23 protein-coding genes and 1 pseudogene are annotated in these 22,444 nt (G+C 63.6%); 5 read left to right on the top strand and 19 right to left on the bottom strand.

Annotated features, from left to right (window positions below; translation table 11 throughout):
- Positions 1-124 precede the first annotated feature (124 nt).
- Both HS968_RS26830 and HS968_RS26825 read left to right on the top strand, forming a co-directional pair.
- Positions 125-1,138 (top strand): annotated as a pseudogene (locus HS968_RS26830) (cache domain-containing protein); the annotation flags it as partial.
- A 180-nt stretch (positions 1,139-1,318) separates the two neighbouring features.
- On the top strand, positions 1,319-2,056 hold the full coding sequence (locus HS968_RS26825; RefSeq protein WP_407681667.1) for a methyl-accepting chemotaxis protein: 738 nt from the start codon (positions 1,319-1,321) through the stop codon (positions 2,054-2,056).
- A 114-nt stretch (positions 2,057-2,170) separates the two neighbouring features.
- Here HS968_RS26825 and HS968_RS21630 read toward each other — a convergent pair whose 3' ends face one another.
- The 11 genes from HS968_RS21630 to HS968_RS21580 all read right to left on the bottom strand — a co-directional run bounded on the left by HS968_RS21630 (position 2,171) and on the right by HS968_RS21580 (position 12,959).
- Positions 2,171-3,298 carry a GGDEF domain-containing protein gene (locus tag HS968_RS21630; RefSeq protein WP_182368631.1) on the bottom strand — a complete coding sequence of 376 codons (1,128 nt, stop codon included), beginning with the start codon at positions 3,296-3,298 and terminating at the stop codon, positions 2,171-2,173.
- 161 nt (positions 3,299-3,459) lie between these two features.
- Positions 3,460-3,909 (bottom strand): DMT family transporter, encoded by a 450-nt coding sequence (locus HS968_RS21625; protein WP_119694469.1) that lies wholly within the window; start codon positions 3,907-3,909, stop codon positions 3,460-3,462.
- Positions 3,910-4,100: 191 nt separating this feature from the next.
- A complete protein-coding gene (locus HS968_RS21620; RefSeq protein ID WP_182368630.1) occupies positions 4,101-4,889 on the bottom strand; it encodes an HpcH/HpaI aldolase family protein in 789 nt (262 codons plus the stop codon).
- Between the two features lie 10 nt (positions 4,890-4,899).
- A complete protein-coding gene (locus HS968_RS21615; protein ID WP_182368628.1) occupies positions 4,900-5,703 on the bottom strand; it encodes a carbon-nitrogen hydrolase family protein in 804 nt (267 codons plus the stop codon).
- Between the two features lie 90 nt (positions 5,704-5,793).
- A complete protein-coding gene (locus HS968_RS21610; protein ID WP_182368627.1) occupies positions 5,794-6,789 on the bottom strand; it encodes a TRAP transporter substrate-binding protein in 996 nt (331 codons plus the stop codon).
- Between the two features lie 40 nt (positions 6,790-6,829).
- Positions 6,830-8,113, bottom strand: a complete 1,284-nt coding sequence (locus HS968_RS21605; protein ID WP_106738754.1) for a TRAP transporter large permease subunit — start codon at positions 8,111-8,113, stop codon at positions 6,830-6,832.
- Complete coding sequence (locus HS968_RS21600) at positions 8,113-8,652, bottom strand: TRAP transporter small permease (protein ID WP_182368626.1); 540 nt, start codon at positions 8,650-8,652, stop codon at positions 8,113-8,115. The genes HS968_RS21605 and HS968_RS21600 overlap by 1 nt, the downstream gene beginning before the upstream one ends.
- A 556-nt stretch (positions 8,653-9,208) precedes the next feature.
- Positions 9,209-10,489 (bottom strand): TRAP transporter large permease, encoded by a 1,281-nt coding sequence (locus HS968_RS21595; RefSeq protein ID WP_182368625.1) that lies wholly within the window; start codon positions 10,487-10,489, stop codon positions 9,209-9,211.
- Positions 10,490-11,083 (bottom strand): TRAP transporter small permease subunit, encoded by a 594-nt coding sequence (locus HS968_RS21590; protein ID WP_182368623.1) that lies wholly within the window; start codon positions 11,081-11,083, stop codon positions 10,490-10,492.
- A 14-nt stretch (positions 11,084-11,097) separates the two neighbouring features.
- On the bottom strand, positions 11,098-12,159 hold the full coding sequence (locus tag HS968_RS21585; RefSeq protein WP_182368622.1) for a TRAP transporter substrate-binding protein: 1,062 nt from the start codon (positions 12,157-12,159) through the stop codon (positions 11,098-11,100).
- A gap of 131 nt (positions 12,160-12,290) precedes the next feature.
- Entirely contained in the window at positions 12,291-12,959 is a 669-nt protein-coding gene (locus HS968_RS21580; protein WP_074936223.1) for an RraA family protein, read from the bottom strand.
- Positions 12,960-13,065: 106 nt separating this feature from the next.
- On the opposite strand from HS968_RS21580, the gene HS968_RS21575 reads away from it, so the two are divergent.
- Complete coding sequence (locus tag HS968_RS21575) at positions 13,066-14,007, top strand: LysR family transcriptional regulator (protein WP_182368621.1); 942 nt, start codon at positions 13,066-13,068, stop codon at positions 14,005-14,007.
- A gap of 6 nt (positions 14,008-14,013) precedes the next feature.
- Here the strand turns inward: HS968_RS21575 and HS968_RS21570 are convergent, their stop codons facing one another.
- From HS968_RS21570 to HS968_RS21545, 6 genes are all read right to left on the bottom strand, one after another.
- A complete protein-coding gene (locus HS968_RS21570) occupies positions 14,014-14,496 on the bottom strand; it encodes a GNAT family N-acetyltransferase (protein ID WP_182368620.1) in 483 nt (160 codons plus the stop codon).
- Positions 14,497-14,512: 16 nt separating this feature from the next.
- Entirely contained in the window at positions 14,513-15,070 is a 558-nt protein-coding gene (locus HS968_RS21565) for a DUF4136 domain-containing protein (RefSeq protein WP_394337071.1), read from the bottom strand.
- Positions 15,071-15,099: 29 nt separating this feature from the next.
- Positions 15,100-15,699, bottom strand: coding sequence for a DUF4136 domain-containing protein (locus tag HS968_RS21560; protein WP_182368619.1), 600 nt, complete (start codon positions 15,697-15,699; stop codon positions 15,100-15,102).
- An 86-nt stretch (positions 15,700-15,785) separates the two neighbouring features.
- Positions 15,786-16,535, bottom strand: coding sequence for a methyltransferase (locus HS968_RS21555; RefSeq protein WP_182368617.1), 750 nt, complete (start codon positions 16,533-16,535; stop codon positions 15,786-15,788).
- Entirely contained in the window at positions 16,532-16,837 is a 306-nt protein-coding gene (locus tag HS968_RS21550; protein WP_182368616.1) for a nucleotide pyrophosphohydrolase, read from the bottom strand. Before HS968_RS21550 ends, HS968_RS21555 begins: the two co-directional genes overlap by 4 nt.
- 200 nt (positions 16,838-17,037) lie before the next feature.
- The gene (locus HS968_RS21545) at positions 17,038-17,895 is read right to left on the bottom strand and encodes a MaoC family dehydratase (RefSeq protein WP_182368615.1); all 858 of its coding nucleotides are present in this window, start codon (positions 17,893-17,895) and stop codon (positions 17,038-17,040) included.
- A 179-nt stretch (positions 17,896-18,074) separates the two neighbouring features.
- Between HS968_RS21545 and HS968_RS21540 the strand changes: the two genes are divergently transcribed.
- On the top strand, positions 18,075-19,067 hold the full coding sequence (locus tag HS968_RS21540) for an AraC family transcriptional regulator (RefSeq protein ID WP_182368614.1): 993 nt from the start codon (positions 18,075-18,077) through the stop codon (positions 19,065-19,067).
- 125 nt (positions 19,068-19,192) lie between these two features.
- Here HS968_RS21540 and HS968_RS21535 read toward each other — a convergent pair whose 3' ends face one another.
- Positions 19,193-20,482, bottom strand: a complete 1,290-nt coding sequence (locus HS968_RS21535) for an NCS2 family permease (RefSeq protein ID WP_182368613.1) — start codon at positions 20,480-20,482, stop codon at positions 19,193-19,195.
- A gap of 177 nt (positions 20,483-20,659) precedes the next feature.
- Between HS968_RS21535 and HS968_RS21530 the strand changes: the two genes are divergently transcribed.
- Complete coding sequence (locus HS968_RS21530) at positions 20,660-21,211, top strand: DJ-1 family glyoxalase III (protein WP_182368612.1); 552 nt, start codon at positions 20,660-20,662, stop codon at positions 21,209-21,211.
- A gap of 90 nt (positions 21,212-21,301) precedes the next feature.
- Here HS968_RS21530 and ada read toward each other — a convergent pair whose 3' ends face one another.
- Complete coding sequence (gene ada / locus HS968_RS21525) at positions 21,302-22,324, bottom strand: bifunctional DNA-binding transcriptional regulator/O6-methylguanine-DNA methyltransferase Ada (protein WP_182368611.1); 1,023 nt, start codon at positions 22,322-22,324, stop codon at positions 21,302-21,304.
- Positions 22,325-22,444: the final 120 nt, after the last annotated feature.

Raw genomic sequence — 22,444 nt, 5'->3', positions numbered from 1 at the left:
GGGGTGGATAAAGCTTGGCCGTGAACCGCCGATATGAAATCTGGCGGTAACCAATTGCAATTTGTGTACATTGTTGTATCCAATTGTCTGGCCAAACTCCATACCACCATCAGGAGAAGCCTTCATGCGCCTCTGGCAACGCAGTATTCAGTGGCAGTTGATCCTCAGCATGGGCGCGGCCCTGCTTGCCAGTATTCTGATCGTCGTTGGCATCTACTCCGCGGTAGTCGACCGTCTGACCGAACGTTACCTGATCGAAGAGGCATTACCGGCGCGCGTGCTGGCTATCCGCAACGATCTGGAGCGGGTACTGACCGCACCGATCACCGCCAATGCCTCGATTGCCGAGAACAGCCTGGTGCAGGACTGGCTCGCCGCAGGCGAAGACGCCGCACGACGCGATGAATTTGCCCGCTACCTTGAAGGTGTGCGCGCTCAGCAGAACGCCATGACCACGTCCATCGTCGCCCTCGCCAGTGGCCACTACACCACTGGCGAGGGGCTGATGCGCACCCTCGACCGCAGTCAGGCGGAGAACCAGTGGTTCTATCGCCTGGTCGACAGCAGCCGCGACCGTGTGCTGGAAATCGATATCGACAAGACCACCCGCCTGCCTACGCTGTTCATCAACCAGCGCATCAAGCAGGGCGGCAAGACCCTCGGCGTGGCCGGCCTTGGCTACAACCTGGCGGACATGTCGAAGATGATCAGCGAGTTCCGCTTCGGTGAGCGCGGCCAGGTGTTTCTGGTCGATGCCCAGGGCAACGTCAAGGTACACCCGCGTTCCGAACTCAGTGGCAGCGGCCGGCTCGCCGAGTTGTTCGGTGCCGATGCCAGCCGCCAGGTGCTGGCTGGCGATAGCCGCGCGGTGCGTTTCGAGCGCGATGGTGAGACTTTCCTCGCCGTGGCGCAGAAGTTCGCCAGCATCGACTGGCTGCTGGTCAGTGAAGTGCCGGAGGCGGAGGTCTACGCGCAAGCGCGTCAGGCGCTGCTGATGACCAGCCTGATCGGCATCGCCGTGGCGCTGTTGTTCCTCGGTCTGGTCGTGCTGCTGGCGCGGGGCCTGGTGCGGCCTATCCGTCAGGTGACTCAGGCATTGGTGGAAATTGGCGGTGGTGGTGGCGACCTGACGCGGCGGTTGGATGAGTCGCGCGCCGATGAACTGGGCGACCTGGCACGTGGCTTCAACCGTTTTCTCGGCGGCCAGCGCGAGCTGATCGGCGAGGTGTTGGCGACCAGCGAACGCCTGCGTACGGCAGTCGGCCAGGTGGCGCGGGTGGTGGAAAATACCGCTGGGCGCGCTGGCCAGCAGCGGGAAATGACCGACATGGTGGCCACGGCCGTGCACGAGATGGGCCTGACCGTGCAGGAAATCGCGCGTAATGCCAGCAACGCCGCACAGTCCTCGCACGCGGCGCGTGATGAAGCGCAGAGCGCGCGCCAGGTGGTCGGCCAGTCCATTGCCCATATCGAACGGATGTCCGCCGATATCGGCAGTGCTGCCGAAGCGGTGAGCGAGCTGGCCGCACAGGTGGCGTCCATCGACCAGGTGCTGGCGGTGATCCGCGGCATTTCCGAGCAGACCAACCTGCTCGCGCTCAATGCGGCCATCGAGGCGGCGCGTGCCGGTGAGATGGGCCGAGGCTTCGCCGTGGTGGCCGACGAGGTGCGTACGCTGGCCAGTCGCACCCAGGCGTCCACCGATGAAATCCAGCAGATGATCCTGCGCCTCAAGCAGGGCGCGGAAACTGCGGTCAGCTCCATGCACGCCGGTCAGTCGGCGACCAGCACGGGCGTCGAGTCCAGTCAGCGTACAGGGCAGTCGCTCGGGGCGATCACCGAGCAGGTCGAGCGCATCAGCGACATGAATACCCAGGTGGCTGCTGCGACCGAAGAGCAGAGTTCGGTGACCGAGGAGATCAACCGCAACGTACAGGGCATTGCCGACCTGGCGCACGCCACGGCGGGTGAGGTGCGCGCCTGTCGTGAGGATTGCCAGACCCTCAGCCGCCTAGCCGATGACCTGGCGGGGCAGATGGGCAAGTTTCGTCTCTAGTCGGGATTCTGTCCTGGTAGGGTGCGCCGCGCGCACCGGCACGTCGGCTGCGATAAGCGGTGCGCACGGCGCACCCTACCCAAACCCCGCGCGCGATCTTAAGTCAGCGAGGCATCAGTGATCGGCTGCGACCAGGCGGTTGCGGCCTTCGCGCTTGGCGCGGTACAGCGCACTGTCGACGCGCTTGAAGAACGCATCGGCATCGCTGTCGTAGCGGCTGTCGAAACTGCCGATACCCAGGCTGGTGGTCAGTTCCAGGCGTTGATCGGCCAGCAACAGGCCTTCGGCTTCCAGTTCCTGACGAAAGCGCTCCGCCAGATCCCAGGCCTGGGCCTGCGTCGTGCCGGGTAGCAGCACGCCGAACTCCTCGCCGCCCAGGCGCAGCAGCGCGTCGCCGTCACGGCGAAAGACCCGGCGCATCCGTTCTGCGAAGGCGCTCAGGCAGGCGTCGCCACCGGCATGGCCGTGTTCATCGTTGACCTTCTTGAAGAAATCGATATCCAGCAGCACCAGCGACAGTGGTTCGCCCTTGCGCTGCGCACTGGCCACCAGGCTGGGGAACAGGTTGTTGAACTGATAGCGATTGCCCAGCTGAGTCAGGCTGTCGGTGCGGCTGAGCAGGTCGAGTTGGCGCTGCTGATCTAGCAGCTTCAGCTCCAGGGCCAGTGTGGAGCGGTATTCCCGGTGGTTACGACCGAGTACCAGCACCAGATAGGCCAGGTAGAAGATCAGGGTGATCAGCAACGCATGGCGGTTTTGCCAGTCCAGCGCCATGACCGCCAATCCGGGTAGATAGAGCAGCGCCAGTGCCAGCAGAGCCCGCTGGCGGCGCATGGCGAAATTGAAGGTCATCGCCGTGCCGAAGGCGATGGTGGACAGCGTGGCGATGAGCTCCGAATCGTTGTACTCGTCGCGGTACAGCACCAGCGCGTGAGTCTGCCCCCAGCACAGGGCGGTGAGCAGGATCAGTCCCCAATGATGGTTGAGCCAGCGCTGCAGTTGCTGAGGCGTCTCCAGGCCGTCGGGCCGATGCAGCAGGCGTGCAGCCAACAGCGCCGTGAACAGCGCCGTGCCGAGCAGACCGGTGACGATGAGGCTGCCGGGCGCTGTGCTGAAGATCCAGGTGAGCAGCCAGGCAAGCAGGTAGAAGAAGCCCCCCAGTCGTGTGCGGATGCGGGTGTCATCCACCTCACGCCACAGGGCAAAGGTGGTGGGCTGGCGCGGTACTTCGGCGTCGGTCATCTTGTACGGCCTGGCATCCACCGCCGACCAGCCTCGGGCCGTCGCAGGTAGCGTCAGAACCTTCTCCGGGAGGCTTTTGTGATCACAAAGACTGCTGCTCCGAGCATAGCGCCTTTGTGAGCGGGTGAGCTATCGCTTTGCCAGTATTTACCTGCCGTTGGTCAGCCGCGGCGGATCAACCAGATGCCGGCGACGATCAGCGCCAGGCCGGCGACCTTACCGAGGGTGATGGGCGCCTCGCGAAACCCGGCCCAGCCGAAATGATCGAGGGTGATGGCCATGGCCAGTTGTCCGGCGATCACCAGCACCATGAACAGCAGTGCGCCGACCCGTGGCCCGGCGAAGGCGGCGGTGGCGATGAAGAAAGCGCCGAGCAGGCCACCGCTCCAGTGCCACCAGGTCAGCTCCTTGAGTGCAGCGAAACCGGGCATTTCACGTTGGCTGAGGGTCATCAGCAGCAACGCCAGGCTGCCAACGGCAAAGGAAATCAGCGCGGCGGCGAGGACACTGGACAGGTGACGGGCGAGTTGGCCGTTGATGCCGGCCTGCAGAGGCAGCACCGCGCCGGCCAGGAAGGGCAGGGCCAGCAGCCAGCCACTGACTTGATTCATGGGAGGACTCCGGAGGTGGAAATCGGGGGAGGGTAGCAGCTTCGCGATTGTCCTCTTTGCGGAGGTGAAGGGCAAAACGCAGGGCATCCTTGCCCCGCAGATTCTATGGCTCGGCCTCCGTGCGAACCGCCTCCTGCAAGTCACGCTGCCAGGGCTGAACCTATAACCCCGTGGCGCTTGCAGGCGGGTTGCTACTGGCCGATTTCCTGGCGCACGTTGGCAATGCGCTGCCCTGCCTGGTTGAGCCAGGACAGATCACTGCCCATCAGCAGCATGTCGCTGCCCATCTCGATCAGGCGCTTGACGGTTTCAGCGTCGGCCGGGAAGCACGGCACCATCACCTGGATATTGCGGGCGTGGCATTTCTCGATCAGCAGCTCCAGGCGCTCACGCACCTCGGGGTTGCCCAGACGGTAATCCACCGGCAACTGGCGTGACAGCGAGTAGTCGGCTGGGCCGAAGTGCACGGCGTCGATGCCCTCGACATCGAGAATCGCGTCGATGTTGTCGAAGAACTCGTAGCTCTCGGCCATCGGCACGATCACGGTGCGGTCGTTCTCCGCCTGGGTGTAACGGCCCCAGTCGAAGTTCGGCCCGGCATAGTTCGCCGAACGCACCGAGCTATCGCCGCCACGGCGGCCCATCGGTGGGAACTTGCTGCTGCGGATGATGTTGCGCATCTGCTCGGCGTTGTGCACCTGCGGGATGATCACGCCGCTGGCGCCCATTTCCAGGGCCTTGCGGATGTCCCAGTCGAGGGTGCCACGCACGCGCACCAGGCTGTGGATATTCGCGCACTTGGCCGCCAGGAGCAGTTTCTCCATGTCGCGGTCGACGCCGAGCGAAGTGTGCTCGGCATCGATGAAGACGAAGTCCAGGCCCCAGTTGCCGGCCACTTCGATGGGCATCGAGGCGGTGCTGTAGATGTTCATGCCGAAGGTGTTGCCGCGCGCCATCAGCTGTTTGAGCGTGGTGTTCATGGGCGTGACCTCAGATGCGGTAGGTATCGGGCAGGCGATCCTTGAACGGGTGGATCTCGAACACGCCGGGTTCGCGGATCAGCGACTTGTTACGGGCTTTCTCCAGGTCGATCTCGGCGCTGTACACGCCATCTTCCAGGCCGGCGCGCACCAGGGTCTTGCCGGACGGTTCGATGATGTGGCTCATGCCGATGAACTGCATGCCGTCATCCAGATCGTTGCGATTCGGGGCGACGAAATAAACGATGTTCTCTGCGGCACGCACGGTGCTGAACAGATCCGGCAGCATGCGCGCCTGCTCTGGCCAGGCGGCTGGCAGCACGACGATGTCGGCGCCTTCCAGGGCCAGGGTGCGTACCACTTCTGGGAAGCGGATTTCGTAGCAGATGGCCAGGCCGATACGGCCGATGTCGGTGTCGAACACTGGTGGCGTCCAGTCGTCCGGGGTGTCGGTGAAACGGTCGCCGATCATGAACGGCAGGTGGCGCTTGCGATGCAGGCCGACAATACCTTGTGGGCCGATCAGCGCGGCGGTGTTGAACACGGTTTCCGGATTGCGTTCATAGAACCCAACGACGATGTAGGCGCCGGTTTGCGCGCTCACCGCCAGCAGCGGTGCCAGGGCGTCGAGCTCGATGGCGCCTCGCTCCAGATCCTCGCGGCTATTGAACGAGCCGCCGGTCAGCAGGCACTCGGGGAAAGCGATCAGACGCGAGCCTTCGGCAGCGGCCTGGCGCGATACTTCGGCGACCTTGTCGATGGTTTCGAGGGGGTTGCCCGCTACGGGATGAATCTGCGCAACCGAAATCTTCATGGTGTTCCTCATTCACTGGCAGAGTGCGCCCGACGGGGCGCACCGTTATACGTTCGGCCAGGCGCTCGTAATGAGCCCCCGGCTGACTCATTATTGTTGTACGTCCATGGCCTGGTAGACCTTCTGCACCAGCTCCGGGTTGATCTGGGCGGCGTACTTGTCCACTACCGGCTTGATCTTTTCCTGGATGCGCGCGACTTCTTCGTCTGACAACGAGTTGACCTGCATGCCCGAGGCTTCCAGCTCGGCGATGGCTTTGCTGTCGGCTTCGCGGGAGATGCGTCGTTGTTCCAGGCGCACTTCCATGGCCACGTCGGTGAGCAGCTTCTTCTCATCGTCGTTGAGCTTGTCCCAGAAGCCCTTGCCGATCAGCACGATCTGCGGGTTGTAGTTGTGGTGGGTGAGGCTCAGGTACTTCTGCACTTCGTTGAACTTGGAGGCGAGGATCAGCGCCGCCGGGTTTTCCTGGCCGTCGACGGTGCCGGTCTCCAGTGCGGTGTGCACCTCGGTGAAGGGCAGTGGCGTCGGGTTGGCGCCCAGGGCCGACCACACGTCGAGGAACAGCGGCGACTGCTGCGCCCGAACCTTGAGCCCGGCGATGTCTTCCATCTTCTCTACCGGGCGTTTGTTGTTGGTCAGGTTACGTACCCCCAGCTCCCAGAACGCCAGGCCGACCAGGTCGTGCTGCGGTAGCTGGTCGGTAAGCATCTTGCCCACTTCGCCGTCGAGCATGGCGTCGACCTTGGCGGTGTCGGTGTAGAGGAATGGGAAGTCGAGAATGCCGAAGTCGGTGACATGGTTGAGCATCAGCCCGGCGTTCCAGGTCATCATCTCGACCACGCCGCCCTGCAGCGAGGACAGTACCTGCACGTCCCCCCCGAGCACGCCGTTGGGGAAGGTACGCACCTTGATCTTGCCGCCGCTGCGTTCGGCGACTTTCTCGGCGAACAGCTCCATGCCGATGGCCGGTGGTGTGCCCTTGGGGCTGGTGGCCGCGAACTTGATGGTGCGCGCGTTGTACTCGGCGGCGAAGGTCATGCTGCTGGCCAGCAGCAGGGTAGCGAGGAGCGTCAGTTGCTTTTTCATGGTGGAGCCCTTCTTGTTGGCTGTTGTTATTCGGTGAGCGTTATTTGGCGAACCATTGCGCGGGGACGGTGACCAGTTCAGGGAAGGCCACCAGCAGGAACAGCACGATGATTTCGGCGATCAGGAACGGGAACGTGCCCTTGAGCAGCGCCTCGTAGCGCATTCGCCCGATGCCGCAGACCACGTTGAGCACGGTGCCCACGGGTGGGGTGATCAGGCCGATCGAGCAATTGATCATGAACAGCACGCCGAAATAGATCGGGTCGATGTCGGCGGCGGTGACTACAGGCACCAGGATCGGCGCGAGCAGCAGTACGGTCGGCGTCAGATCCATGACCATGGAGATCGCCAGGATCAGCAGCATCAGCACCAGGATCAGCAGTTTCGGGTTGTCCATCACTGGCTGGATCAGGTCGATGATCTGCCCGGGGATATCGGCGATGGTGATCATCCAGGCCGGGATCGAGGCGGCGGCCACCAGGAACATCACGGCGGCGGTGGTCTTGCCGGCGTTGAGCAGTACCTCGTTGAGTTTCTTCAGGTCCAGCTCGCGGTAGATCAAGGTCGACACCAGCAGTGCGTAGACGCTGGCCACGGCCCCGGCTTCGGTCGGGGTGACCACGCCGAAGCGCAGGCCGACGACGATGATCACCGGCAGCATCAGCGCCCAGATGCTGTCGACGAAGGCTTTCAGGCGCGCCTTGCCGGAGGCCTTCGGGCTCAGCTCGACATCGGTATCGCGACGCGACACCAGCCACCAGGCCACGCACAGCGCCACGGCGATCATCAGGCCCGGGGCGATGCCGGCGAGGAACAGCTTGGTGATCGACAGGCCGGAGGCCACGCCGAGCACCACGAAGCCGATGCTCGGCGGAATGATCGAGCCCAGCACGGAAACCGAGGCGATCAGGCCGCCGGAGCGATTCTTGTTGTAGCCGGCGATGACCATCATCGGCAGCAGCAGGGCGGTCAGCGAGGCGGCGTCGGCCAGTGCCGAACCCGACAGGCTCGACAGCAGCACGCCGGCGAAGATCGCCACGTAGCCCAGGCCGCCACGCAGGTGGCCGACCATGGCGATGGCCAGGTTGATGATGCGTTTGGACAGTCCGCCGTTGTTCATCACTTCGCCTGCGATGATGAACAGCGGGATCGCCAGCAGTGGGAAGCTGCCGGCAGAGTTGATGATGTTCTGCGCGATGATCTGCCCATCGAACAGGCCCAGCAGCCACATCAGCGCTACGCCGCAGAGGATCAGCGCGTAGGCGATGGGGGTGCCGATGAGAATGGCGGCCATCAGCACGCCAACGAAGACGGTGAGGGCCATTACTTGAGTACCCCGGATTCTTGAGTGGGAGCCAGCGTTGCCGGGTTGTCACTGATCTGCTGGGTATAGGTACCGGCCGGTTTGCGCAGGCTATCCAGCAGTTGCACGGTGATCAGGCCGAAACTGAGTACCGAGAACACCAGCCCGGCGCCGTAGAACAGCGCCATGGATACGCCGGTGGACGGCGCGCCGACATGTAGGTTGATCAGCGTCTGTTTCCAGCTGCCCTGCAGGAACAGCCAGGTGACGTAGAGCATCAGCACCTGGCTGAGTACCAGCATGCCCTTGGCAACTTTGGGTGACACTCGGCTGGTCAGCATGTCGACGCCGATATGGCCGTTTTCATGCAGCATCAGCTGTGCGCCAGCGAATACCAGCCAGACGAACGCCAGACGGGAGATTTCTTCACTGAAGAACAGGCCCGAGTTGAAGCCGTAGCGCAGTACCACGTTGAGGAAGATCAATACGGTGATGCAAACGAGAGTGCTGCAGATCAGCACTTTCAAGGTGCTGAAATAAAGATTGAGGATGGTTTTCACGGTGTTCTCTCCAGCGGGGCGGCAGTTGAGAGAAATAAGAAAGTTGCGAGCCTGTTGTTTTCGGAACCTATTAAAGTTCGCGATCCGGCATCTTCGGCCGTAGGGTCGTCATTGGGCATATGTCACCTTTATTGTTATTGGTCATACGTTGTCGTATGAGGTGTGACGATTTTTTTCTGAATGCGCGATGCTGTCACGCAGAGTCGGATTCAATGTTTTTATTAGGCTGATAAAAGCAGGAGGGGGTGGCGGATATGCACTTTTATTGTGAGCGCGCCAAGCGATTACCTGGCTTTCAGGCGTGCTGATTTAGCGGTAGGCAGGACTTTGAGAGAGATTCAGGCAGGCGCGTGCAGGAGCGCACTGCCACGCCGGGAGCGCGGCAGTGTTTGGGCATCAACCAGGATATTGACTGAGTGATGTGGGGGCAAAAGTCCTTTTGCATGGCGGGTTCTGGTTGGGGAACTTTCGGTTGTTTGCGTATTTCCGTTTTGTCGTGTTGCTTCGTTTGTGATAGTTGCTTTGTTTGATGCTGTTATTTATGAGTTTCTTTGTCTCAGGCGAACTGTGGTAGCCACAGTGCCAGTTGCGGGAAGAATATAAGTAGGGCGATAAGCAGCAAGAGCACGAAGCAAAATGGCAGTGCGCCGTACACCACATCCATGAAGTTGCCTTTACCACGGATACTGTGCACCACGAACAGGTTCATGCCGAATGGCGGCGTTATCTGCCCCATCTCGCAGAGCACGATCAGAATCACCCCGAACCACAACGGATCGAAGCCCAGCGCAACGATCACCGGCACCACCAGCGGTGCGGTGGTGATCAGCATCGCCAGGGTGTCCATGAAACAGCCGAGCACGATGTAGAACAGGATGATCGCCAGCAGCGTGGCCATCGGTGACAACTGCAGGTCGGTGACGAAGGCGACCAGCGACGAGGTCAACCCGATGGACGACAGCACGAAGTTGAGGAAGAACGCCGCCAGGGTGATGAAGATGATCATGCCGCTGGTGCGCATGGTCGATTCGAACGCCTGACCCAGCGTCTGCCAGGTGAAGGCACGGCGCCACAGGCCCAGACCGAAGGCGGCGAGCACGCCGAGGGCGGCCGATTCACTGGCAGTGGCAAAGCCGCTGTAGATGGCGCCGACCACCAGCACGAAGATCGCCAGCGGCGGCAGCAGGTCGGGCACGCTGGCCAGGCGCTCGGCCCAGCTGGCGTGCTGACGATGGCCCCCCAGTTCGGGGCGTATCAGGCAGGCCAGCACGATCATCGCCACGAACATGAAGCACAGCAGGATGCCGGGAATGGTCGCCGCCAGGTACAGCTTGGGCACCGACAGGTTGGCGATCAGGGCGAACAGAATCATGTTGATCGACGGCGGAATCAGGATACCCAGGGTGCCGCCGGCGGCGATGGAACCGAGGAACAGCGGCGCCGGGTAGCCCTTGCGCTCCTGTTCCGGCAGCGCCAGGGTGGAGATGGTCGCGGCGGTGGCAACGCTGGAGCCGCTGGTGGCGGAGAACAGCGCCGAAGCACCTATATTGGAATTCATCAGGCCGCCCGGCAGCCACGATAGCCACTTGTCCGCCGCACCATACATGCGCCCGGCCACGCCGGAGCAGACCAGCAGCTCGCCCATCAGGATGTACAGCGGAATGGCCACCAGGAGGAACTCGGCGCTGGTGCTCCAGGCGATTTCGCCGAGCGCACTGGTCAGCGGCAAGGTCGAGTAGAACTCGGCCAGCGACATGCCGAGCAGGCCGACGCTGACTGCTGCCGCCACGCTGAAGGCGAGCAGGCCGAGGAGCACGAGTAGGGTGAAGAGCAGCATCTAGCGCGCCCCTTTGTCAGTGTCGAAACGGCTGGTAGGGACTTCCTCGCGGATTTCCTCCTCTACCGAGTGGATGCCGATCAGTGCACTGACCGCTGTCAGGCGTTGCTGGCGTATTTGCACCAGGCTGCTCCAGCCCAGCATCACAATGGTCACGGCGAAGAACAGGTAGCCGGCGAACCATAGCGACTGTGGTATCCACAGCGGTACCTGCAGCGGCGTGGTGGATACGGAGCGGTAATGAATCGAATCCAGCAGCACCTGACTGCTGTGCCACAGTAGCGCGCCGACGAACACCGCCATGCCGAGCAGGGCCAGCAGATCGAGGCCGACCCTGGGTTTCAGCGGCAGGCGCGAGTAGAGGATGTCGACGCGAATGTGCGAGCGCTTGAGCAGGGCGATGGGGAATGCCCAACTGCTGACGATGGCCAGCACGTAACCGGCGATCTCGTCGGCGCCGCCCATGGAAATGCCGAACAGCTTGCGCAGGATCAGGTCGAGGCTGATCAACAAGGCGCAGGCCAGCAGGGTGATGCCGCCTACCCATGCGCTGGCTCGAGCGATCAGGTGAATGGGCGTTAGTTGCCTGTGCATGGGCTTTCTCCCGCTTAGCTGCCGTTGGTGCTCAGATGGGTGCCGATGGTCTTGCCGACCGTGGCGTTCCAACGCTCCACGCAATCCGTGCCGCAGCGTTTACCCCAGGTTTCGGCGATCTTCATCACGGTCTCGTGCAGGCGCTGCCGTTCCTCGACGCTCGGCGCATTGGCCTGCATCTGCGCGGGACGATGGATTTGGCAGTCGCCGACACCCGTGTTGCAGGCCAGGGCGTAGTGGTTCTCGCGCGCGGTTTCCTGCCACAGGGCGTCCTCCAGCACTTGCGCCTGCTCCAGCAGCAACTGCTGGGTCGCCGCTGGCAATTGCGCCCAGCGCTTGAGACCAATGCCGTAGAAACCAAGCGACCAGTCCACCGGCAGGTTGTAGAGGTGATTGGCCACCTCGTACCACTTGGCGGCGTTGCCCGAGCCGATGCCGGTCACCGCGCAGTCGATGACGCCGGTCTGCATGGCAGTGACCACTTCGGCGAAGGGCAGGGTGATCGGCGAGGCGCCCAGTGCGTTGACCAGGTCGGCCATGTTGCGCCCGCGTACGCGCACCTTGCGGCCGCGCAGGTCGTCGAGCGACTCGACGGCATCACGGCAGAAGAACACCTGGGCGGTATAGGGCACGGTGGCCAGCAGCTTGACGCCATGGCGCTCCGCCATGCGCTGCTGCAGCACCGGTTTGTAGGCATTGGCGATGCTGCGGGCGGTGTCGATGTCGGCGGCCATGCCGGGCAGGTCGATGCCCTCGAAGGCGGGGTCGTCACCGGCGACGAAGGCGAACACGCCCATGCCGACTTCAACCGCGCCGGAGCGCAACAGGCGCACCATCTCCGGGCCCTTGAGGCCGGTTTCCGAGAGACCACGCAGGCGGGCAGTGATTCTGCCGCCGGAACTGGCTGGCAGTGTCTGGCTCCAGAAAGGTCGCTCGACCGTGCGGAAGCTGTAGTTGTGGCTACCGCCACCGATGACATTGAGCTGGAGCGTTGGGTATTCCTCGGCCGGGCTGCTGGCGGCGAACGCACAGCCAAGCACGGCGAGAACCACTCCGTGGAGCAACTGCAGTTTCATGGTAGTCCTTTTGTTATTTTTGGAGCTACGAGGCAGAAACCTGACGATGTCCTTGGCCAGTATTGTTTTTGTGTTGTCTGGCCTGACAGGTGTTGCGGCGCCAGTGGCGCGGTATTCGTGTTACGGGTGCGTCAGCGCGGCTGGATGGCGGCATCGATGACGGCGCGCGAGCCTACGATATCGGGGAATTTCTCGCCATTGGCGAGTCGCGCCAGGGTGTGTTTTTCGTTGTTCTGAAACTCGATGGCGCGCTGCGCCAGCGGCAGGGCCAGCGCCTTGGGCAGGATGACGATGCCGTTCTCGTCGGCGATCACCGCATCGCCTGGATGCACCACGACGCCGCCACATTGCACCGGGGTGCAGAACTCGCCTTCCTCGCCTTTCACCCGCGTGGTGATAGCGCTGGCGCCCCACGACCAGATCGGTACGCCGTGATCGCGCAGCTCACCTAGGTCGGTGACGTAGCCATCGATGACGATGCCGGCGATGCCGGCCTGCTTGGCCGCGTAGGCCATCGCGCCACCCATGGCGGCGGTCACGCTCTCGCCGCAGCGGTCGACGATCAGGAAGTCGCCAGGTCTGGCGCAGCCCATCGCGTAATGTAAGATGCCGCCGTCCGCGCCGGGCATCTTCACCGTCACGGCTGTGCCGACGCAGCGCAGATTCTTGAAGTGCGCGCGGATGCGCGGGTTCAATATGCCGGTGGTGATGAAGTGGCCGATGGTGGCCGGTTCGGCACCGGCAAGCACGTCCAGCGCGTTCTGCTCGATCGGTTCTGGCAAGGCTTCGATGATGTACATGCGTTGTTCTTGTCCGCTTCATCCGAGAGGTTGAGCCGGATGCTAACAAGCCTGTTTTTATGGCGATAATAAAAACGGGCGACCCGAACAGAGGGCGATTTTTATCATGCGTATTACCCTGATGCAGATCGAAGCCTTCTACTGGACGGCACGGCTAGGAGGGGTTCATGCTGCCTCGCGCCACCTGCATCTGACCCAGCCGGCCATCTCTTCACGCATCCGTGAAATGGAGTCGCTGCTCGACGTCAAGTTGTTCGACCGCAGCAAGCAGCGCATGACCCTCACCCCTGATGGTCATATCGCCCTGCGCCACGCTGAGCTGGTGCTGAACAACAGCACCAAGCTGGAACAGTTCGCCGCCAAGCAGAAACAGCACCGACGCCTGCGCCTGGGCGCCGACGAGTGTTCGGCGATGGTCGGTTTGACCGCTGTCATCGCCGAGATCAAGGCGCATTTCCCGGAGATCACCCTGGAAATCACCATCGATGTCGGCGCGGTGCTCAACCGCAAGCTCAACGATCACGAGCTGGATCTGGCGCTGCTGACCAACCCGGCGACCCGTGAGGACGTCACTGATATCTTCATCGGTTGGATGACCTTCCAGTGGGTTGCTTCGCCGCAGTTCGACATCACTGCCAACCCGTTTTTACCCGAGCACGCCAGTGGCCATCCGATTGTCACTCACTCGGCACCATCGACTTTGTACTCGGTGGTCGAGAGCTGGTTGAAGAGCGGTAACGCCAGCTCGGAAGCCTTCCACACCAGCAACTCCCTGGGGCTGATGGCCAAGCTGGTCTCCGCCGGCCACGCCATTGGTATCCTGCCGGTGCCGCTGATCCGCGAGATGCTGGCGCTCAACCTGCTGCGCACGTTGCCGTGCGAGCCACCGATTGCGCCGGCGCGTTTCTGTGTGTCCTACATGACGGAAACGCCGGACATGCAGCTCGATGCGCTGGTATCCATTGCCCGGCAGACGCTGTTTCGCCTGCATTTTCTGGAAAACATGGAAGAACCGGAGCCGGCGCCGCCCTTGCTCATTGAGGACTGAGCGCGGTTACAGGGGCTTTTCCAACTGCACCAGGGCTACGCGGCTGCCATCCGGGGCGCGGCGTTCGACGATACCGACGGTGCGGTAGCCCATGCGCGTGTAGAGCAGCAGGCCGCCAGCGTTGGCATTGAAGCAGGAGACCTTCATCAGCGGGGCCTTGTAGCGATCGCGTGCGATCGTTTCCATGGTTTCGACCAGAAACTGAGCCACGCCCTGGCTACGTGCCCAGGGCGCCACCATCAGGTTACCCAGGGCGCAGAACTCGCCGTGCTGCCACTGGTAGAAGTTGGCGAAACCGGCGACCTTGCCGGCGCTCTCCACCACGGTGCTTTCGCGGCGTTCAGCCATGGCAGCGGCAAGCTGGCCAACGTTCAGGGGCCAGATGGCCTTGGGGTAGCAGAAGAACAGTTCATCGACGTTCTGCGGGAAACCGACCACGTCGCCGAGGTCGGCGGCGGTGGCCGGGCGGTGTTGCAGTGGGGAGTTCAAACGGTGCGATCCTTGATCAGCGGGGTGGATACTGCGAGAGAACCTGGCTGACGGTTTCGCGGATCGCCCGCTCACGTTCGGCTGGGGTTGGTGGCTGGCTGCGCATGATCTGTTCGCCGCTGCCGCGCCAGACCAGTTTGCCATCCTTGGCGTCGTAGAGATCGATCTGCAGGGTCGCGACCTTGTAGTCCACCCGGCGCGTTTCGGTGAAGGCCGGGCCACCCCAGTAGCCGCCCCAGTAACCTCCCCAGCCACCACCGTATTGGGTGGTGATCTGATCCTGGCGCTCGTCGACGATCAGTACGCTCTGTACCTTCAGGTCGCCCTTGCCATCGGTTGCCTGGCGCAGGCCACGCTGGTCGAGTTGTTCGGCGACCGCCTGGCTGATACGGGCTTCGGTGATGTCGCTCTTGAGACGTGCATCGTCTGGCTGGTAGGCGAGCTTGTCGTCCATCCAGCTCCAGGTGCGGTAGGCGGCAAAATCACGGCTGGGGTCGAAGTCGCGCTCCAGGCTGACGCTGGCACAACCACTCAGCAGCAAGGTGAGGAACAGGTAGGGCAGGGCACGCATGATGGGCTCCAGTGGCAGTGAACGCGGCGGGATCAATAGGGAGGGTAGCCGTCCAACGCTGCGCGTATGGCGACTCGTATGGCGTCAGCCTGGGCTGACTGATCCTTGCCGGCGACAGCTTCGCCGCTGCCGGACCAGACCACCTGGCGGTCTCGTGGGTCGATCAGGTCGATGCGTACCACGGCCACCTTCTGTTCATAGGTGCGCACCACCGGCACGCCACCCCAGGCGCCGTAACGGCGATCCCAGTGGCTACCGGCGCCATAGTAGCCGCCGATGTTGTCCTGATACTGACGCAGACGGGTTTCCTGGCTGATCCGGGCGCTGACCAGCAGATCGCCGGGGCCATTGAGAGCGGGGCGCAAGCCGTACTGGTCGAGGCCGGCGCTAACGCTATCGGCCAGCTGTTCACCCCCGGCCCAGGACGCGCCGCTGGGCGGGCGTCCGCCTTCCCAGCTCCAGCTGCGATAACGGCCATAGTCACGTGGCGCTGCCGGGTAGGCGCTGCGGTCGAAGGTGCTGGCCGCAGCGGCGGGGGCCGGTGGTATCGGCAGCGATTCGGCCTGGTAGGGGTTCTGGCTCTGACAGGCCGCCAGCAGTGGCAGAGTGAGTAAGGCGATGGCGGTGCGCATGGTCGTCTCCGTGGTCGCGCGCGACATTCCCGATAGGCTCAGGCTACGCCGGACTGCAGGCTTCGTCCAACGTGCCCGCAGCGCTTTCAGCGTGGCCGGCAGATCCAGTGCAGGTAGCGGCCGAGCCCCGCGAAGCTGGGATGGCGACGGTGAGCCAGCTCCATCTCCAGCAAGTCGATCAGTTCGGCCTTGGCCTGGAATTCATGCGGCATGTAATCGTGGAATACGCGCACGCCGCTACGGCTTTCGACCTGCCAGTACGCGTCTAGTTGCGTGCCTAGTTCGCGTGGGTCGACCGGCTGCTGTGGAGTCAGGCTCTGCTTCTCGCCGGCGAATTGTTCCTTGCGCAGTTTGCGAAAGTGCCCCTTGAGCAGGTTGCGGTAGATCAGTGCGTCCTTGTTGTAGAAGGCCAGCGACAGCCAGCCGTCCTGCGTTGTCAGCTGGTGCAGTACCGGCAGGATCGCGGCCGGCTCGGCCAGCCATTCCAGCACCGCGTGACAGAGCACCAGATCGAAGGGCTGCTGCAGTTTACCGAGCAGTTCTTGCCAGGGCGCTTGGATGAAGGTGGCGCTCTGGCCTGCTTCGGCGAAGCGTTGGCGTGCCCCTTCTAGCATCGGTGCGGCGGGTTCGGTCAGCGTTACGTGGTGGCCGCGCTGGGCCAGCCACAGGCTCATATGGCCAAGGCCGGCACCGACATCGAGCACGCGCAGCGGGCGATCCGGCAGCGCTTCGGCCAGGTCTGCCTGCAGCACGGCGAGGCGGATGGCGCCTTTGGCGCCGCCATAGATCTTCTCGGCGAAACGGGTCGCCAGTTCATCGAAATGGCGGTCGCTCATTTGAGGAAACGTCGTTCGTTGTCGGCGAGTTTGTCGAGCACCGCCTGGTTCATGTCGATGCCCAGCTCACTGCACAGCTGCACGAGATACAGCACCACGTCGGCCACTTCCTGCCCGGCGTGGGCGAGCTGATCCGGAGGCAACTGGCGGGACTGCTCTTCGCTCAGCCACTGGAAAATCTCCACCAGCTCGGCCATTTCCACGCTGGCGGCCATGGCCAGATTCTTCGGGCTCTGGTAACGACGCCAGTCGTTGTGATCGCGAATGGCATGCATGCGGGCGGTGAGTTCGGCGATGTTCATGGTGCGGCTCCTTTCGAGCCGCATAGCTTCGGCGCGAACGAGGCGCGCTGCAAGCTGCCGAGTGGTTTTGTCTGCGAGTAGGAGCGGCTTCAGCCGCGATCCATTTCGCGGCTGAAGCGGAATGCCGCCCAGTGCGTAGCCGGATGCAAGCCGGGGCGGTGCCTGCCGATGCCCTGTCCCCGAATTGCATCCGGACTAGGTCAGATGTCCAGCGGCTGCCAGCTACCGGCCATATGCGGCGTGTCGTTCTCGCCGATCAGGCGAAACTGCCCGCTCGCTGCTGGCTCGCTGGCCTGCAGGGCGACATGGGTCGGCAGCAGTACCGGTTTCTGGAAGCGCACCTCCACCTCGTAACCCGCCTGTGGCAGATGCGCGTGCAGCGCCGCAAGGCTGCGCGCCTTGTTCCACAAGCCATGGGCGATGGCGCGGGGGAAGCCGAACAGGCGTGCGGTCACGGCGTACAGGTGAATGGGGTTGTAATCGCCAGCCACGCGAGCATAACGGCGGCCGGTATTGGCGGGGGCTGCCCAGTCGGCCAATGGCATCAGTTGCAGTGGCTGCTGTTCGGCACGTGGTTGTGGCTGGCCGTCGAGGCGCAGGGCACGGCAGAGGATGCGACTGTCACCTTCCCAGAGCAGGCCGAGCTGATCTTCCAGGCGAGTGATCAGGCTGAAGGTGGCGCCCTTGTCGTGGGGTTGCAGGTCGACCACCTGTACGCTGATCTGGAAGGGCCCCAAGCCGCCGAGCGGGCGCAACACGCGGATACGATTTTCCAGGTGCACCAGGCCCAGCAGCGGGAAGGGAAAACGGCGGTCGGTGAGCAGTTTCATCTGCAGGCCGAAGGCCAGGATGTGTGGATAGACCGGAGGCAGGTAGGCACTGTCGGCGATGGCGCAGATTTGCCGATAGCGTTGCAGATGCCTGGGATCGACCTCCACCCGGCAGCGCAGGCCCAGGTTCGGCAGCTGGCGGCCGGTCACCTTGCGCCGCAGCGCCGCGCGCAGGAACAGGCCGGGCAGGGCCGGCGGGGCATTGAGGTCGAGCCATTCGGTGGCCATGAAACACTCCTCGGTAAAAAATCGATGACAGCAGCTTAGCGTCCGCGCCTGTGCATGCATTGGCTGTATTGCCTGGCTCCGTGGCAGGCCAGTCAATCCGTCTGCCGCGCCGGTTTGCGCGCGGTAGCCCGCAGCCCCTAAGATGGCGCGGTTCACGAATAACAACAACAGCGGAAAACATGCGTGATCTGACCGACGATGTGGCGCTGATGCGCCCGGTAATCGATGCCTTGCGTGCCAGCGGCGCCGACCCTGACCGTGTGCTGGCGCGTGTTGGCCTGCCGCCTGGCGGGCTGCCTGCTGGCCGCTTTCCCCATGCCGCCCAGGCAGCGTTCTGGAAGGCCGCCAGTGAAGAATGCGGCGAGGAGCATGTCGGGCTGTTTCTGGCCCAGCACCTGCCAGCCTTCCATGGCCTGCTGCTGGAATATCTGTTTCTCTCCAGCGAGACCTTTGGCGCTGGCCTGCGCCATGCCTTGCGCTACGTGCGCCTGCTCTCCGATACGCTCAATGCGCGGCTGGATGTCGACGGTGAGCGCGCGGTGCTCTCGCTGGGGCTGTCGCCCGGCACGCCACGGCATTTTCCCGAAATGCTGGCGGGTGCGGTGATTCGCCTGTTCTCGGCGCTGACCGAAGATGAGTTCACGCCGCTGGAAGTGCAGTTCATGCACGAAGAGGGCGCCTCGGCGGAACGCTACCAGGCCGTTTATGGCTGCCCAGGGCGCCTCGGTGCCGACGCTTATGTGCTGGTGTTCGATGCTGCTGTGCTGGACAAGCCGTCGCGACATGCTGCGCCGGAGTTGCTGCGCATGCACGAGTCGCTGGCACGGCGGCAGCTGGCCGAGGTCGAACGGCTGGATCTGGTGCGCCAGGTGCGTGAGCTGATCGCCGAGCTGCTGGTCGATGGCGGTGCGACGCTGGAGCAGGTTGCGGGTCGTCTCAACATGCCGGCACGGCGCCTGCGTGAACGCCTGGCCATGGCCGGCGTGCGCTTCAATGATCTGATCACCGACTACCGTTGCCGCCTGGCCAAGGAGCTGCTGCTCAAGACCGACGAGCGCATCGAGGTGATCGTCGAGCGCACCGGCTTCTCCGAGCCGAGCACCTTTTACCGCGCGTTCAAGCGCTGGGTCGGGGAAACGCCGGTGGAGTTTCGCAAACGCGGGAAGACCTGAATTCGTAGGGGCACGCCGTGCGCCTCGAGTCCATCATCTTGCTTCGGCTGCGCGGCGCGCCCTACTTCAAGCGTTTAACAACGGTGTAGGGTGGCCTTCAGCCCACCAATGGCCAGCGCTGGCCCTCAGAACAGCGACAGCTTGATCACGCAGAACACGGCCAGCGCTACCAGCATGCCGTTCAGCTCACGGGCACGACCGGCCAGGGTCTTGGCCGCTACCCAGGTGATGAAGCCGAAGGCGATACCGGTGGCGATGGAGTAGGTCAGCGGCATGGCCAGCGCGGTGACTACCACCGGCGCAGCGACGGTGATGTCGCTCCACTCGATCTCGGCCATGCCCGAGGCCATCAGCACGGCGACGAACAGCAGCGCCGGAGCGGTGGCGAAGGCCGGTACGCTGCCGGCCAGCGGCGCGAAGAACAGGGCGAAGAGAAACAGCACGGCGACCACGATGGCGGTCAGGCCGGTGCGCCCGCCGGCACTGACGCCCGCCGCCGACTCGATGTAGCTGGTGGTGGTGCTGGTGCCCAGCAGCGAGCCGCCCAGAGCAGCGGTGCTGTCGGCGATCAGCGCACGGCCCATCTTCGGCAGGTGGCCGTCCTTGCGCATCAGGCCGGCCTTCTTGGCCACGGCGATGAGGGTGCCGGAGTTGTCGAACAAGTCGACGAACAGAAAGGCGAAGATCACGCTGATCAGGCCCACGTCCAGCGCGCCGGCGATATCCAGTTGCATGAAGGTCGGTGCCAGCGACGGTGGCATCGACACCACGCCGCCGAATTCGCTGACGCCGAGCAGGATGCTCAGGCCGGTCACCACCAGGATGCTGATCAGCACGGCACCGGTGATGCGCAGCGCTTCCATGCCGATGATCAGGAAGAAGCCGAGGATCGCCAACAGCGCCTGCGGGCTGCCCAGGTCACCCATGCCGACCATGGTGGCCGGGTTGGCGACGACGATACCGGCGTTCTGCAGGGCGATCAGTGCGAGGAACAGGCCGATACCAGCGGCGATGGCCGAGCGTAGCTCCAGCGGGATGCTGTTGATGATCCACTCGCGAATCTTGAAGATCGACAGCAGGAAGAACAGGCACGCCGAGAGGAATACTGCACCCAGGGCCACCTGCCAGGTGTGGCCCATGCCCAGCACCACGGTGTAGGTGAAGAAGGCGTTCAGACCCATGCCCGGTGCCAGGGCGATCGGGTAGTTGGCGATCATGCCCATCACCGCCGAGCCGAACGCGGCGGCCAGGCAGGTGGCGACGAACACCGCGCCCTTGTCCATGCCGGTTTCGCTGAGGATGCTCGGGTTGACGAAGAGGATGTAGGCCATGGTCAGGAAAGTAGTGACCCCGGCCAGCACCTCGGTGCGCACATTGGTGTTGTGGGCTTGGAGTTGGAACAGTCTTTCCAGCATGGCGGGGCTCCCCAGAGGCGCAAACGGCGCCGGCAATGTTCAGCAAAGCACATCTGTCCGAATCGGCAGATAAAGTGCTGGATTCTGCGAAAGGGGCGCATCATAGCAGCAAGATTTTGCCTGGTGAATTTATGACCTTATGGTCAGTTTCAGTCCGTTTCAGAAAGGATTTCAGACATGAGTAAACGTGCCCTGATTGCCGTGGCCGACGGCAGTGAAGACCTCGAATGCGTGACCTTGATCGACGTGCTGCGCCGTGCGGAAATCGAGGTGGTGTTGGCCAGTGTCGAGGATCGCCGGATGATCACCTGTGCCCGCGGTACCCGGCTGACTGCCGATGCCATGTTGCTCGATGTTCTGGCGCAGGATTTCGACCTCATCGTATTGCCCGGCGGCATGCCGGGTGCACAGCGCCTGGCTGATTTCGAACCGCTGGCCGAGCGGGTACGCAAACAGGCCAAGGCCGGTGAACTGTTCGCCGCCATCTGCGCCGCGCCAGCGGTCGCGTTGCAGCACTACGGCGTGCTGCGGCAGCGACGGATGGCCTGTTATCCGAGCTTCAGTGATCGGCTCAGTGGTTGCAGCTTCGTCGATGAGCCTGTGGTGGTGGACGGCAATTGCATCACCAGCCAGGGGCCGGGCACGGCTCTGGCTTTTGCGCTGACGCTGGTGGAGCAACTGGTGGGGCGCAGCACGCGCAACGAAGTGGCCAAGGCGATGTTGGTGTAGGGCGGCGAGCAGGGGAGCGATTGGTGCGCACGGCGCACCCTACCCGTGTGCCCGTAGGGTGCGCCGTGCGCACCGGACAACCGCGATGGCTTATGACTGTTCCTGCTCCAGCAACTGCCGCTTGCGAGCCAGCCCCCAGCGGTAGCCGCTGAGGCTTCCATCACTGGCGACCACCCGGTGGCACGGCAACAGCAGGCCGATGGCGTTACTGGCGCAGGCGCGGGCAATCGCGCGGGGATGGCTGTCCAACTGCCCGGCCAGTTGTGCGTAGCTGCGGGTTTCGCCTCTGGGAATGCCCTGCAAGGCTTGCCACACGCGTTGCTGGAAGGCGGTACCTCGAATATCCAGCGGCAGATGCGCGGCCCGCTCCGGTTCCTCCAGTTGCGCCAGTACCTGCTCCAGCGAGGCTCGCAGGCCTTCTTCATCCTCCTCCAACCGGGCGGCGGCGAAGCGCTGCTGCAACTCCTCACGCAGGGCTGCCGGCTCATCGCCGAACAGCAGGGCGCAGATGCCTTGGTCGCTGGTGGCCAGCAACACCTGGCCGAGCGGGCAGGGGGCGATGGCATAGCGCAGGTGTTCGCCGGCGCCACGCTGGCGGCGTTGGCCGGGGCTCATCGCCTGGGGCTTTTCATACAGCGCGCGGGTGCCGGAGTAGCCGGCGGCCAGGGCCGCATCGAGCACGCTGTCGGCTTGCAGCAGGTGATCGTCCAGGCGCCGGCGTCGCTCGGCGGCGGCCCAGGCGTTGGGCGTCATTCCGGTACGGGCCTTGAAAGCGCGTGCCAGGTGGGAAGGGGAGAGGCCGATACGGGCGGCCAGTTGCGGCAAAGTCAGGCGCACCTCGCCACGTAGCAGCTCGCAGGCTGCGGCGACCAGCGCGTCGAGTTGCTGCGCCGGGCTTTGTCCTTGTGGCGAGCAGCGTTTGCACGGGCGAAAACCAGCGGCTTCGGCACTGGCGGCATCGTGGTGAAAGCTGACGTTGTCACGCCGCGGTCGCCGGGCCGGGCAGCTCGGCCGGCAATAGATGCCGGTGCTGCGTACGGCGAAGACGAAAAGACCGTCCTGCGCGGCATCGCGTTCGCACACAGCCTGCCAGCAGCGTTCATGGTCGAGCATCGGTTGCATGCCTCCGAGCGGGATTCTGCTGACGATTGTCGGCTGCGCTCGTCGCCCTGCCAATCCGCATTGCACTTTCAAAGCGCTGGCGCGGTCAGTTGTAAGGCAGTGTGAGCGCAA

Origin of the sequence: Pseudomonas berkeleyensis, from assembly GCF_014109765.1 — a bacterium.
Classification (GTDB): domain Bacteria; phylum Pseudomonadota; class Gammaproteobacteria; order Pseudomonadales; family Pseudomonadaceae; genus Aquipseudomonas; species Aquipseudomonas berkeleyensis.
This window is presented reverse-complemented; position numbering and strand designations above follow the sequence as displayed.